The organism is Acinetobacter sp. B-6, assembly GCF_056930735.1.
This window is the reverse complement of record NZ_JBXPBY010000007.1, coordinates 182276-196801: the sequence shown is the minus strand read 5'-3', so window position 1 is coordinate 196801 and position 14526 is coordinate 182276. Positions and strand designations below refer to the sequence as shown.

Genomic DNA, 14526 nt, shown 5'->3' with positions numbered 1-14526 from the left:
TGTTTTATTTTAAATGATAATCATTAAGTTTTTTATTTTTATTCTTAATGGTAAAACTTTAAACTCATAACGAGGAATTTAAAATGAAACTTCAATCTATCTCACTGGCTGTTTTACTATCTATTGGTTTAGTCGGTGCTGCTCAGGCAGCTATAGTCGGTGAGTCGAGTGATGTTAGTAAAATCGAGGTCGCAGCTACAGGTTCACTTGGACCAACTCATCCAAACTCGGGTGTAGGTTTCGGAATTAAAGACTTTTATAACGGCGCAGTTGTTGCATTCTCGGGTTTTAACGGTTATGCAGATGGCAATGGGGTAGTGCGTTTGAACCCGTATTTACCAGGTCTTCCGCCAACACATGCTGCTATCGGTTATGCCAACTATAAACAAGTGCCTACGCAAGACGTTTGGTTTGGTGAGTGGAATGCCGAAGCCAAAGATGCCAGTGGAAACCGTCTAGGTACAGTTGATCCAACAACACATACTGTTTATTACAATGGTAAAGATGCGGATACCAGCGTACCGTCTACAGGTACTGCAAATTATAGCGTTCAAGGTGTTAATAATTATAATGGCTCTAATTTGTTGTCAGGTACGTTTACTGCAAACTTTGCAACCAAACAGTTAACTGGTTCATTGAGCGATAGTTCACGTACCTTTAATTTAGGTACTGCAACAATTAATAATGACGCTACGATTAGTGGTTCAAATGCATCTTGGACAGGTGGACCTTCTGGTGGTGATGTTTCAGGTCAGTTTTATAATAGCCAAAGCAGCTTAGCAGGCATTGCAACATTTGTAGGTAACAATACATATGATGTTGCATTCGGCGGTAAGAAATAATGATTTGAATAAGAAAGGCTTGCTTCGGTAAGTCTTTCTTTTTTTATTTTATAGGGTGATCAATGAAAAAAATAGTATTGCTTGGCGTTGTGGTACTGTGTGGAGAATCTGTCTATGCAGCAGATGATACCAGTATCAGGTTAAATCAGGAAATTAGTCAGCAGCAATATCAAAATGATAAGAAACTACTCAAATCAGATGATCCCAAAAAAGACCAAGCATTACCGAATCTGATCATACAAGGTCAGGAATATATGGTGAAGGATGAACCCGCAGAAGTTGCTTATGCGCTTTATTTGGCGGTGATGCAAAAACAATGGCAAGTCGCTGTACGTTATTTAGAAAAATATAAAAAATTTCCAAATTATGATCAGGCTTTGACTGAATTCGCTGAAGGCGTCATGGCACGAACACAGGGAAATTTAAGCTTGGCTGAAAGTAAACTACAACACAGTCTAAAGATTCAATCCAATAATTTAATGACACAGCTTGAGCTGGCACGTGTCTACACCGAACAACAAAAAAATCAGCAAGGACTACAGTTATTTCAGCAGATTCAATCTCAATTGAGCATGTCTACCGATCCTGCTGCTCAAGGTATTCTTCAAACTGTAGAGATGTATCTTAAAGGACTTAAACAACGTGATGCATGGCAAGGTTCCTTAGCTTTTGGTTCACGTTATGCCAGTAATATCAATAACGCTTCAAATAAATACGACATTGTGACCTATTACGGTATTGACCCAGAGACGAAGGAAGTCATGCCTGTCGAACAATTAAAGCGAGGTACACCAGATGCGATCAGTGCGCAAGGTCTGGATTATGAAGCCACTTTAACCAAGCGTTGGTCACTTTCTGGACAGCATGGTATTGCTTTACGTGGATTATTCTATGGTCAAGTTTACCCAGATCAGACAGATTATAATGAATTAACTTTTAATTTAAATGCGGGTTATAGTTTTTATAATGAACGTAATCAAGTCTTGGTTGCTCCTGTATTTGAACATAAATACTATGCACATGATCCACTCTACAGTGCTTATGGGTTAAGAGGCGAGTGGATGCGCTTTATTTCCAACGATAAAGCCGTCAAGTTAGAGGCTGAAATGAAAGATATGAACTATTCTCAGTATAAGGGGCAGAATGGCACGGAATATTCAGTCTATTCAACTTTTTGGAAAATTTTACCAAAAAACTGGACCTTATTTGGTGGACTGGATTTCGTTGACCATAATACCCAAGAGCAATATTTCACAGCATATCAACAACAAGGCATACGTTTAGGGCTGTCCAAAAACTTTACTGCAGGCTTTAACACCAATTTATTTAGTTCTTTTCGTTGGCGTCAATTTGATAAATTTACGCCTGCATTAGAGGCTAGGCGACATGATTTTGAACAAAACTATACCTTGATTTTAAGTGCGCCGCGTTGGGCTTTTTACGGTTTAACACCGAATCTTACTTATCAATATAATCAAAATAACAGTAATGTAGAGTGGTTGTATTCCTATGATAAACACAATATCAGCTTAAAGTTAGAACATCGTTTTTAAACTGATATTTTAACTTAAGCTCTTAAAAATCAACTTTAATTCATCAATATAAGTATCAGTTCAGCGATGCAGCATTTCAGAACAAAGAAAATTGTTCATAGATAGCATAAATTTTTTAAATTAACGTGAGTTCGATGCAACCACTTCTTTAACTTATTGAAAAAAATAAATCTATGCGGAGTCTTGCTAAGTTCTCACCCAATTTCAGGATCAGCCTGCGGCTCGCCATACTTTTGTTTTGGCATGAGGAGCGAAGCTCCGCAAGGGCAACCATCTTGCGCAGCGGTATCGCTGCTCACCGCAAAACTCGTCAACGACCAGCAACATATTCAATCAGTCGCAGAAACAATACTTTATAAAAGTAGTCCTGCCTCAAACAACTGCGGATGACGTTTCCGAGTATCATATTTCATCAAGAATTTTTATCGAGCTCAGGTTAAATTATTAATTTAGATCAAATACTTATTTAAATTATTTTTATCACGATAGTGTTTGTTGGATAAATCATTAAGATTATTGTCGTTGAATAGTTAAATGTAATATTATAACATAACAATAAATTACAATCTGGATATATCATCGTGCGTCGTCATAGTTTAGCCATTGCAATTTCTTTACCGATCTTTCCTGCCTATGCAGTGGATAATAAAGAGCTCAATGTTTTACCCATCATTCGAGTAGATGCAGAAAAAGACATTTTTAAACAAGATTTTGTGGTTGTAAAAAATAAAAATGCGGACAATAAAACTTTAGGAGATGCCTTAAAGCAAGTTTCAGGAGTGCAAAGTAGTGCTTTTGGTCCAAATGCTGGTGCACCAGTCATCCGTAGTTTAGGCGGCAATCGGGTACAGGTTTTAGAAAATGGTCAATCGCTTTATGGAATGAATGCAATCAGTGGCAATATTAATATTCCATTTGATCCATTGTTTAGTCAATCAATTACGGTCAATAAATCCTCTGATACGGTGCGTTATGGTGGGAATGCTATTGGAGGGAGTGTGAACATTGATACAGGAATCATTGATCAAGTGCTTCCTGAAAAAAAAACTGAACTGGAACTTGTCGCTAAAAAGGGCTGGAATGATTTTGATGCAAAGGGCTTTAAATTAAATTTAAATAACCAAAAGAATTTTTCGACCAATTTCTTATTTTCGACGCAAGAGATGGCGGCATATAAAATTCCGGGTAACGGTAAAGCAAAAGTCTGTAATAGCGCACTATTTCCTGCAACAGGTGGAGTGAATACAGGTTTAGCTGATGCTTGCCAAAAAGAAGCACGAATTCAACAGGTGTATAACACGGCATCACAGCCATATATTGACCAATTCATGACAGAAAATCCAGATTGGGCAGATGGTACATTTTCTTTTTATACAGACAAGCCAACATCTGTATGGAGTGGGAAAACTTATACCAATCCTGTAAATCCCAATTATGTTCCGAATAGCAAACAGTTTACGGAAAATAAAATTAATAAGGACGTTACCCCGAACTATAGCGATAAGCTTGGAAACAGTTACTTAGACAATCAGCATTTTGCAGTAGGCACAACATATTTTCTTGATCAAGGATATATCGGACTCAGTGCTGATTCGAAAAAAAGTGAATACGGTGTTCCGGGATTTTCTCTTGAAAATAAATCTTTTCAATCGACCAGTGAAAGCGTCCCAGTAGGGGTTAAAACGGATCAACGAAGATATTCACTTGCGAGTGAACTTAACTTTAGCCCATTGCTGCTCAATCAAATTCAGTTTAATGCCAGTAAAACAGTCAATACCTCTGCTGAGTATCTGGGTACTGGGATGGCCAATCGTTATCAATTTGATACACAACAAGCAGAATTATTACTTAAACATCGACCAACCGAATTTTGGAGTGGTTTTGTCGGCCTAAATCAAATAGATCGTAAAGTTGAAGGGCAAGGGAAATTACGTTATTTACCTCATGTTGATACTCGAACACAAGCTGTATTTATTAAGGAAAAATTAGACTTTGACTGGTTAGAATTAGATGCAGGTTACCGTAATGAAAAAGTAGAACACAGAATTCAAGCGAGTGATTTTAAAACAGCAAGAAACTCACCAAATACTAAGTTAAAGGATACTGAATTTGATTTAGACAGTTATAGCTTTGGGTCTTATTTCAAATATAATGATTTATTGGGCTTAAAATTACGCTATTCGGTTTCAGATCGAGCACCTGAAATCAATGAGCTTTATGCGAGTAATGCGCATTACTCTACCATGATGCAAGAGGAAGGAAATCAAAAGCTCAAAGCAGAAAAGTCGAAAAATCTAGAATTGACAGGATTATTGAATTATCAAAATTTTAATTTAACTGCCACTGTTTATAAAATGAAATATGACAATTACTTATACTTAACCCATTCAGGTGTGCAGACTCAAAACCGTTTGCCGCTTAAATATTGGACACAGACAGATGCTGAAATAACAGGGTTTGAAGTTGATTTAAAACAAAAAGTTGAATTTAATGCCTATGGCTCAGTTGTGCTATCCGCATTTGCCGATTTTGTTAAAAATAAAAACCTTCATCCGAATCAGTTTAGTCTGTTTAATGACGGAAACTATTTACCCAATATGCCAACCAACCGTTATGGCATGAGTGTTGAATGGGCACAAAATGATTGGTCTGCACGATTATCCAGTATCTATTATGATAAGCCTCAATATTTGGGAAAAAGCGTGTCTGAAGAAGTGCCATTGCCAGCATATAACATGATGGATTTTCAAATTCAAAAACACTTCAAACTACAAAAAACCAGTATGGACGTATTTTTAAATGGATCGAATTTATTGAATGAAGATGCAAGACCACAAAACTCGCCGTTAAAATATATTGCACCGCTTCCTGGACGTGGCTTTCAAGTCGGTGTGAATATAAAAATCTAATTGGCTTAATTAGCCTGATTGAAAAGTATTGTTTTCGCTATCTTAATCATGCTGGATTTCAACAGAAATCAACTGATCATCTGCGCCTTGTTCTTTGAGAATAGGGCGCTTTCAATATGATTTATGATGCTTGATTTTTTAATTGATCAATGAGAGCAGGGCGTGGTTATAAGCTCCAATGATTTGAGTCGTCGTTGACGCTTTGAGAATTAAGCCGTGTATTGATTTGGCTTACTACGGTTTAATATATAGCGCTTTAACATGCAACGGCAGCTTCTCGCTCAAAAATAGAATCAACCTGTTCAAAAGCAAGTGCTCTTGGACGATTTTGATATTGGCAAGCGTAACTGTTAACGGCGTTTTCTAAGATTTGTAGGAAATCATTGTATTGTTCTTCAAAATCTAACAGATCAAGTAAGTCCAATTTACGGCTATGATGACAATTGTATTTTTGAATAAAATTCAACAATAAGTTTTGAATCGGCGTATTGGTAAAGTAGATTAAATAGGTGGCTGCAGAACCACAATGTAAACAACCTTTTTCAAGATAAATTTCTTCATTATTTAGCCAACAACATTGTAGTGTGAAAAATGCTCGGATGGCTTCTGTTGCTAGAGTAGGCTGTTCCACAATATTCACCAAATTTCAAATAATGCAATTGATAATCATTATCGATTAATTTCTAAGAAAAGTCCATTCAATAAAGGACAAAAAGTTGTCGATCAGAGCATTTACAAAAGTCTTTATGTAAACGATAATTATTATTGTTTGTATTTGCGTACTACATTTTATGATTCAGACTCCCACAACTCAATCACGTCAGCAGTTACTGCAAGAAATGTATCTGGATCATCATGATTGGCTTCGTCAGTGGCTAAGCTTAAGGATCAAGTATCCATTTAGCGCAGCTGATTTGGTTCAAGATACTTTTGTAAAATTGTTGCAAACCAAACAGCTATTTTCCATTCAAGAACCTCGAGCCTATTTGGTCAATGTGGCTAAACATTTGCTTATTGATAAACACCGTCGTTATATCTTAGAGCAAAATTATTTAGAGACCCTAAAGCAACGCGTAGATGAACAAGAAAGCTTGCTGTCATCCAATCAAATCGAAGAAGCAGTGTTAATTTTAGACTTTTTGACGATTGCGCTACAAAATACCACCTCACTGATGCGTAAGGCTTTTATCATGTATTACTTTGAAGGCTATAGTCAAAGTGAGGTTGCCTTAGAGATTGGTCGGTCATTGCGTAGTACACAATTGTATTTAGCTGAATGTCTACAACTATGTTACGAAGCAAAAAATAATCTGCTTGAGCTGGAGCAAGATGAACGCTAAACAGTTGCGTAAAGATATGGCGCTGTGGATTGTTCGCTTAAATGCGGATGATCAAGAGGAGCGCCGTCAGGCTCAGATTGAATTTGATCTTTGGCGTAATCAATACCCAGAATATCAGGATCAATTAGATGAAATGTTGAGTTTTTCTGAAACGATGCAACAGCTTTCGATGACACATGGCATTTCCAGTCAGAATGTCCATCATTCAATGCAAATCAGTCAGCAGAGTAAAACAGAAATCCAGAAATTATTTACCAAAGCTTTTGTACTTTGTTTAAGTATAGGAAGCGCAACATATTTTGCTTATCACTCAACAATATTCTCTTACTATACGGCTGATTTAAAAACAGATACAGGTGAAATGCAGTCATTCACTTTGGAGGATGGCTCAAAAGTATCTTTGGGGGCACGATCTGCAATTAAATTGGATTTCAAAGCGGATAAACGCCGAATTGACTTAGTTCAGGGTGACATTTATATCGATGTTGCCAAAGATCCAAATAGACCACTGATTATCCACACGCCACAAGCAGACTATAAAGCTTTAGGAACTCGCTTTATTGTGAATCAATATCCAAAGCGCAGTGTATTGAATATGCTGCATTCTAAAGTCGAAGCGACGGCTTTGCAGGCAGCTCCTTTGTCTAAAGTGGTTCAGCAAGGTGAAAATATTACAGCGGATTCACAAGGTTTAAGCCAGATAACTAAAATAGATACTGCTTCAACAGAATTCGCTTGGCAGAAACAGCAAATCTTGGCAAATGATTTACCACTGTCAGATTTACTCAGCCGTTTAGGGCGCTATCATCACCAATATTTATTATTTAACCAAGCAACTTTAGCGCAATACAAAGTGAGCGGTGTGATTAATACTCAACAAGATTTGGAACAGACGCTTGCACTCTTGGCAACACAGTATCCTTTAAAAATCAAAAAAATAGGGCAACATGTGATTGTAATAAGTGCAGAGTGATAAAACGTCTAAACAGTGTCCTCTAAAAAAAATGATCATTCATTGCGGTTTTTTTTGATGGTCTTCGTCATATAAGTTAGAACACATATTTTTTTTTAACTGAATGAAGTGAATGATTATCATTTAACTTTAGGTGGCTTCAAAATGTCCCAGTCTTTATATCGAAATGCCATAAAACCGCTTGCATTGACCGCTGCCATAGCCTTGTCTATGGGAGTCGTCAGTACACAAATTTACGCAGAAACTGCTGTGCCCACGACTTTCTATCAAGTGCAGCGTGGTTCACTCACTCAAGCTTTAAACAGTTTGGCACAACAAGCCAATGTTTCATTATTGCTTGATTCCAACAAAACCAATCGTTATCAGGTTAAAAGTATCCAAGGTAAATATACCTTAGACCAGATATTTACAATGCTGGTTCAAAATACCCCCTTTCAAATCCAAAAAACCTCAGCTGGCTATGTATTAACGGAAAAGTCCAGTGTTGAAAGTGCCCCTGTAATGAACCATGTAAAAGTGAGTTCAGACAAAAATCTGCCTTCAAATCAGAATGGGCAAAATCAAATTTATCAAATGACGCCGATTGTGGTAGAAGCCGTTCAAAAAGATACAATTAAGTTTGGACAAAGTGTTTTAAACCAAAAAGCAATTGATCGTTATCAGGCCAATAATGTGGCACAACTCTTAGACAACATGCCAAGTGTTGGGTCTGCTGGATCTCCTCGCCCCGGCGGTCAAACGATCAATATTCTGGGTATGGGTGGGGTAGCAGATGTTCCGATTACTTTAGATGATTCTGTAAAAAGTTTTGATAAATATCGTCAGGGATCGGTATTTATAGAACCTGAAATTTTAAAGAAAATCACTGTAGATAAAGGTCCGCATAATGTTGAAGTTGGAAATGGTGGTTTTGGTGGGAAGGTTACTTTAGAAACCAAAGATGCGACAGATTTGTTAGATAAAGATAAAAATGTAGGGGCTTTTTTAAAGTATTCTCGATATTCAAATAATAGCCAAAATACCTACACCAGTGCGGTATATGGTAAAGCTGATAATGGCGTAGTAGATGGTCTGTTTTATTATACCAACCGGGACAGTGGTAATGTTAAACGTCCAGATGGCAGTACATTTTTATACTCTGCCCAAGAGCAAGAGACCTACTTAGCAAAACTTAATTTTTATCCTGCAGATGGACATAAAATCTCTCTCAATGCTATGCGCAGCGGACATGAGGGTTGGGAGCCATTTGCTGCCATGCGTGATCAGGATGCTGTGCCTACACAGGCAGATATTGCAAAATATGGCTATGATGAAGCATGGAAACGACGCTTGGTTTATCGTGATCAGGAAGATACCAGTTATTCAGCAAATTATGAGTTTAATCCAGCAGACAATCCATATTTGAATCTCAAAGCGGTTGCTTCATATTCAAAAACCTATCAGCATGACCAAAGACTACCAAGCGTAAATGGTTCAGCAGCACTTTTAGGCAATGAAAGTTGGGTAACCTATACCAATACAGCATTTAAACTCAGTAATATCAGTGATATAGAAACTAAATATGGTAATCATAAGTTAAAATTCGGTACGCAATATCAAAAGATGGAACAGAATTCCCTGATTTTTGATAAAAACAATGTGAAGAAGCCTGATTATAATTTTGGCTATTATGAACCCAATTATATGCCAGCAGGCGATCAGCAAATGTTGAGCGCATTTGTTGAAGATCAATATCAGTTCAATAATATCATTATCACACCATCGTTACGTTACGATCATATTGAAAACACAGGAAAACCCAATCGAGCATCACGCTATAATGATCCTAGTGCAGGACATGATTACTCAAGTAAAACCTATACAGGTTGGTCACCTCGTTTGGCAATGTCTTGGAAGCAAACAGACTACATGACATGGTTTGCCAATGTGAGTAAGACATGGCGTGCTCCTCGTGTTGATGAGCAGTATTATGTGCAATCAGCGGCAACCACTGTTCCATCGACCAGTCGTTATTTGCTTCCTGAAAAAATGCTGGCGATACGTATCGGTAATGAAATGAACTTTGATGATTTGTTCAGTACAGATGATCATCTGCAAGTACGATTGACCTATCATCGTAATCGTGGTGCTGACGAAATATTTAGAAACCGTTCAACCTTTTGCCAAGCCCAAGCAGAAAATAATGCAAGTACAGGTGAGGGCAGTGTTAAAGACTGCAATGGTAATTACAATCATGGTTTCTATCGAAACGTTACCGATTACACCATTAAAGCCTATGAAGCTGAAGTTTTCTACAATCAACCGACTTGGTTTGCTGGTTTAACTTATTCATATATTCGTGGGCAACGTGATAATTCACCTGTGAATCCATGGTTTGACCAAAAAACATGGATGGTTGATATCCCACCTAAAAAAGCCACAGCAACTTTAGGGGTAAATGTGCCTGAGCATCACTTAACCATGGGATGGAGAGGAATTTTTGTTGCGGCTCAAGACAGAAGTTTATCTGATAATGATAAATCAATCGCTGCATCTTCTTTTTCTTTACCTAAAACCAAAGGCTACTCGCTTCATGGCGTATATGCAGATTGGCAACCTGTGGGTGAGAAAGGACCAACACTTAATTTCTCAATAGATAATTTGTTTAATCGAGACTATAAAATGTATTTGGGTGAATATATGACGGGTACAGGGCGCGATTATAAGTTCAGTATTTCTCAAAAATTCTAAAGTTGAAGTCTGGATGTTGAACACTTAGTATCTCTCATGAGTAGCCCATAGGGTTTCATTGAAAATGGGCTACTTATATCTTGTTGGATCTAAACGTATTGAAAAGATGATGTGTTTTGGGTTACTGATAAGCTATTGGAATTACAAACGATTGAAATAACAAAACTTTATTTTTACACGTAAACCAAGTATTAATTATCATTTTTTAAATTACATTTTGGTTACTTAATGATCGTAAAAATTTACCAATGGGTAAAAAATAAACTTGAATTTTAAAGTTTTCTTTGCCATATTCAAATCATAGTGCTGAAGGTTGTGCTTCAACTATATACGCAGTTTTTATCGCCCACTTTACTCCATCAAGTGGGTATTTTTTTGTCATTGATATTGTTTGAAATTAATTTTCTTATTGCAAACTTTAAAAGTGGTAAATAATCACAATTTGATTCTAACAATTAGCCCAAGAACTAAATGACCAATTTTTACTTCATGATTTGATATATAAATGTAGTCTTCATTGATTAAATCATATGGAGCTATCGTTCCACCTTTCAATCTGAAAGCAGTAGTGACGGATTGCCCTTAAAGTTAGAAACGCGACTGCTTAAAACTAACTTATTGGGGGATTGGAATAAAAAATACTAATTCTGGATCATCCTCATCAAGATTTTCAATTTGACCACTTTCTATAAATCCAGAAGTGCGTAACAAGCGTTTCATTGGCAAATTAGAACGATTGGTGGTGGTGAAAAGTTTTGGATGTAGGCATTTTGACTTCAAGTCATTCAGTAAGGCAAGTCCGATGCCATGACGACGATAATGCTCTCCAACCATTAACATTTCAATAAATCCACATCCAAAGAAATGGTAATTTAAAACACCATAACCCATGATTTCGCCATCCTTTTCAGCAAGAAAACATGTACTTTGAGCACACCAAGCGTGAATTTGTAATACTCGTTGTGCCTCATGTAAGGCAACACTATCAATCGCTATTAAATATTTCAGATCGGCTTCACTGGCGAGGCGAATTAACATTATATCCATCTACTCTTGTCATTCGGATAAATACTATAGCAACATTTCAGATGATTAGATTTGTCTAAGCAGTATCAATATTCAAGAAATGGTTGACTTTATTGATCGACTATTCTTTTATAATTTTAAAAGAATAGAATTTATGATTAAAAAATGACTTTCAATGACCTGTAGGTCATGAGCCAAAATTCTTGTAAGAGAGTATAAATGAGCACATTAGAAACTATTTATTCAGATTTATATGAGATTGCTTTGAAACTGGATAGTATTCCTAAAAGAATACAAGAAGTCCCTGATTTAGATAATAGTGAAAATATTTTACTTATAGCAAGGGTTATCGCTTATTTTAGACATAATAAACATGACTTTAATAACTGAATGAATATGACTTTAAATGCGCAATGCCACTGTGGGGCAGTGAAATTCACCGTAGAGTTGTCAGATAATTTTGAGACAATACGACGTTGTAATTGTTCATTTTGTCGTATGAGGGGAGCTGTAGCCGTGTCTGCTCCACTTTCAGGAATAAATGTTTATGAAGGTCGTGATAAATTAACAGAGTATAGATTTAACACAAAACAAGCAGCACATTATTTTTGTTCAGTTTGTGGAATTTATACTTTTCATCAACGTCGCTCCAATCCTAAGCAGTTTGGAGTGAATGTTTCCTGTATCGTTGGAGTCTCACCGTTTGATTTTGAAAAAGTTCCAGTTATGGATGGTATCCAGCACCCGAAAGATGGGGGTGGTGGTGTAACAGGCTATCTTTGCTATGAAGCGCTAAATCATAAATAGACACAATCAAGCTTTAGCAAAATATCAAGTTTTTCAAGTCAAAATATGAAGTTGATCTGTGTTGTGTTTAAATGAACGTATTTATGAAGTATCAGGTCTTAAATTGAGAACCTAATGTGATGTTGAGTTATAAGTGTATGGATTATGCGGATCATACAATCGAAATGACCATATAAATCAAAACATGAAAATTTTAAGAGGATACGGTATAAAGAGACTCGTCAGAGAACTACAATGAATTTTAAACATTAAATTTTTATAATAAAAATAAGTACTCCGGTGATGCCGCTGCATGGTCGTTACCCTGAACCCGATGAGTTCAAGGTGGACGTGACGTACACTTACTGGGTTTCCCACTCGCGGTGGGCATACACTCAAAATATACAGAACACATCCATAAGTTTAAGTATCGGCAGGGGAATAGACGTACTGGCGAACACCCCAGAGTTGTATTAAGTATACATAATCTGACGTTTGTGGCAAATCATCAAAGGTCACAAATTATAAATATAGATAAAAAAATGAAATCAACTGCACGAAAAAAAAGCGGTTTAGCCCGCTTTTTCAACATCTTCGAGCATTGCTTCTAATAAACGTTCGCATTGTGCGTATTCTTGTAACGTTTTATTCATGCTCAAAACTTCTTGCATTAACTCTAACGCCACCATAATCACCAACTTATTATGTTCAACGTTGGGTGCTTTGCGACGGAACTCTTGAAACTTATCATTTAACAGCTGACCAGCACGTTCTAACTCGTGCCTTTTTTCTGTTGTCGTACCTAGACGGAAAGTCTGTTCGATTAAACGCAATTCTACGGTAACATGTTCAGACATAATTATACTTCCTCATTAGATTCTGAAGGATGAGCAAGTTGTTGAATCTCTTGCGCATGATGATCTTGTTCAGTCCCTAAAATAGAAAGACGTTGAATAATTGCTTCAACTTTGGTCTTTGCATGTTCATTTTTTTGGATTAAACGTTCACGCTCATCTTGCAGGTTTTTAATGTCCTGCAAATGATGGCGCTGTTCATTTGCCATTTTCTCTTTAACCACGCGTAATTCATTACGTTCGGCTAAAATTTCCTGAAAACGATTTTTTAAATCTGTACAGCTTTTTTCTAAACGGCTATAGCGTTCAGCTAAAGATGAGGCATCAGTGTTAAGCTGTTGAAATTGATTTTGCAACTGAGCAAGCTGTTCAGTGAGCGAATCAATTTCATCTTGTTTTTGGGTAATAATACTGTTTTTATGGCTGATTTGAGCGTGAGCTTGCTCTTCACTGTTATCTTTTTCTTTTAACAGCGATGCATTTTCTTTCTCAACAGTCTCGATTCGTGTTTTTAAAACACCAATATGCGTTTGTAGACGCTGTAATTGTTCTAACATAACGGGTCGCACAGATTTGCAATCAAAGGTAATATATACAGAAGTATAGAGATTGGATAAGCGAATGCAAGACGATATTTCAGGTTGGTCAGATTGGAACCAAAATTTTAAAGGGATTGAGGAAATTTCAAGCCCGAGTGAGTTACATGGCTTATTAACAGGTATAGTTTGTGTTACCGAAGTACCAACCCGAGATGAATGGTTACAAATTTTATCGACGTTGGATGTACCAAAATTAGACGATGAAGCATTGGCTGTACTCTCAGATGAAACCGAAGATGTGTCACATGCGCTTGCTGAAGATGATTTAGACTATCTTCCGATGCTTCCAGATGATGAACATACTTTATCGGAGCGTGTTCAAGCTTTGGCTGACTGGTGTGCTGGTGTAGTTTTAGGTTTTGGTTTGGCTTCAGGTCACATTCGTTCAGACGAACAAGAGTTAATTGAAAGTTTACAAGATGTGGCATCTGTTGAGTTTGATGAATCAGATGATGATGAAGAGGGTGAAGCAAGCTATGAAGAGTTATACGAGTTTGTTCGCTTGATTCCAGTATCCCTATCTGTAGGGCGCAAAAAAGTACCAGTTTCAGAAAGCCCTTTGTTGCAAAATTTCCATAGCAAAATGAAGCAAGCTATAGACTCATCTGAAAGTAACAATGTGGTCGAAATGTTTACACCACACCGTCCAAGTTAAATTTTTTGTTCAAGATGAAGCACTGCTAAGTTTTAATGAAATGGTTGATTGTATAAATCTCTAAAATTTAGAGACCACAATCAGCCATTTTTTTATCATGATATGCGGATATATTTTGATAACAAAACCAAGTCATTTTAAGGATATTGATAAGGATCGATCAATCAATCTCATAGAATACTGCTGATTTTGTTTTTAAAATAAATGGATAAATATTGTTGTATTCGTATTTACATCTTACCCCATCAAACTGTAATTT

Annotated in this window: 13 protein-coding genes and 1 other RNA gene; 9 read left to right on the top strand and 5 right to left on the bottom strand. The window is 36.8% G+C overall.

Translation table 11 applies throughout. From position 1 onward, the window contains the following. Window positions 1-83 precede the first annotated feature (83 nt). The 3 genes from AC1Z3T_RS10680 (at window position 84) to AC1Z3T_RS10670 (ending at window position 5304) form a co-directional block, all read left to right on the top strand. Window positions 84-842, top strand: a complete 759-nt coding sequence (locus AC1Z3T_RS10680; protein WP_009586465.1) for a Slam-dependent surface lipoprotein — start codon at window positions 84-86, stop codon at window positions 840-842. A gap of 62 nt (window positions 843-904) precedes the next feature. Then, on the top strand, window positions 905-2395 hold the full coding sequence (locus AC1Z3T_RS10675) for a surface lipoprotein assembly modifier (protein WP_100884726.1): 1491 nt from the start codon (window positions 905-907) through the stop codon (window positions 2393-2395). Between the two features lie 581 nt (window positions 2396-2976). After that, window positions 2977-5304: a TonB-dependent receptor gene (locus tag AC1Z3T_RS10670; RefSeq protein WP_483396645.1), complete on the top strand. Its 2328-nt coding sequence runs from the start codon at window positions 2977-2979 to the stop codon at window positions 5302-5304. A gap of 256 nt (window positions 5305-5560) precedes the next feature. Here the strand turns inward: AC1Z3T_RS10670 and AC1Z3T_RS10665 are convergent, their stop codons facing one another. Next, on the bottom strand, window positions 5561-5935 hold the full coding sequence (locus AC1Z3T_RS10665) for a hypothetical protein (RefSeq protein WP_171498184.1): 375 nt from the start codon (window positions 5933-5935) through the stop codon (window positions 5561-5563). Between the two features lie 160 nt (window positions 5936-6095). Between AC1Z3T_RS10665 and AC1Z3T_RS10660 the strand changes: the two genes are divergently transcribed. The 3 genes from AC1Z3T_RS10660 to AC1Z3T_RS10650 all read left to right on the top strand — a co-directional run bounded on the left by AC1Z3T_RS10660 (window position 6096) and on the right by AC1Z3T_RS10650 (window position 10347). Beyond that, window positions 6096-6644 (top strand): sigma-70 family RNA polymerase sigma factor, encoded by a 549-nt coding sequence (locus AC1Z3T_RS10660; protein WP_483396644.1) that lies wholly within the window; start codon window positions 6096-6098, stop codon window positions 6642-6644. After that, on the top strand, window positions 6634-7617 hold the full coding sequence (locus tag AC1Z3T_RS10655) for a FecR family protein (RefSeq protein ID WP_483396643.1): 984 nt from the start codon (window positions 6634-6636) through the stop codon (window positions 7615-7617). Before AC1Z3T_RS10660 ends, AC1Z3T_RS10655 begins: the two co-directional genes overlap by 11 nt. Before the next feature lie 144 nt (window positions 7618-7761). Next, window positions 7762-10347 carry a TonB-dependent hemoglobin/transferrin/lactoferrin family receptor gene (locus AC1Z3T_RS10650; RefSeq protein ID WP_483396642.1) on the top strand — a complete coding sequence of 862 codons (2586 nt, stop codon included), beginning with the start codon at window positions 7762-7764 and terminating at the stop codon, window positions 10345-10347. A gap of 615 nt (window positions 10348-10962) precedes the next feature. On the opposite strand, the gene AC1Z3T_RS10645 is transcribed toward AC1Z3T_RS10650, so the two are convergent. Next, window positions 10963-11394, bottom strand: a complete 432-nt coding sequence (locus AC1Z3T_RS10645) for a GNAT family N-acetyltransferase (RefSeq protein WP_483396641.1) — start codon at window positions 11392-11394, stop codon at window positions 10963-10965. Between the two features lie 198 nt (window positions 11395-11592). Here AC1Z3T_RS10645 and AC1Z3T_RS10640 point away from each other — a divergent pair, with 198 nt between their 5' ends. Beyond that, window positions 11593-11763 (top strand): hypothetical protein, encoded by a 171-nt coding sequence (locus tag AC1Z3T_RS10640; RefSeq protein ID WP_483396640.1) that lies wholly within the window; start codon window positions 11593-11595, stop codon window positions 11761-11763. Further along, entirely contained in the window at window positions 11764-12180 is a 417-nt protein-coding gene (locus AC1Z3T_RS10635; protein WP_151713420.1) for a GFA family protein, read from the top strand. Between the two features lie 269 nt (window positions 12181-12449). Here the strand turns inward: AC1Z3T_RS10635 and ssrS are convergent. The 3 genes from ssrS to AC1Z3T_RS10620 form a co-directional block, all read right to left on the bottom strand. Then, window positions 12450-12631: non-coding RNA, 6S RNA (ssrS, locus tag AC1Z3T_RS10630), on the bottom strand. A 100-nt stretch (window positions 12632-12731) separates the two neighbouring features. After that, window positions 12732-13016: a cell division protein ZapA gene (locus AC1Z3T_RS10625; protein ID WP_004831740.1), complete on the bottom strand. Its 285-nt coding sequence runs from the start codon at window positions 13014-13016 to the stop codon at window positions 12732-12734. A 2-nt stretch (window positions 13017-13018) separates the two neighbouring features. Continuing rightward, window positions 13019-13570: a hypothetical protein gene (locus tag AC1Z3T_RS10620; RefSeq protein ID WP_004831739.1), complete on the bottom strand. Its 552-nt coding sequence runs from the start codon at window positions 13568-13570 to the stop codon at window positions 13019-13021. A gap of 64 nt (window positions 13571-13634) precedes the next feature. Here AC1Z3T_RS10620 and AC1Z3T_RS10615 point away from each other — a divergent pair, with 64 nt between their 5' ends. Further along, a complete protein-coding gene (locus tag AC1Z3T_RS10615) occupies window positions 13635-14267 on the top strand; it encodes a UPF0149 family protein (RefSeq protein ID WP_004831738.1) in 633 nt (210 codons plus the stop codon). Window positions 14268-14526 lie beyond the last annotated feature (259 nt).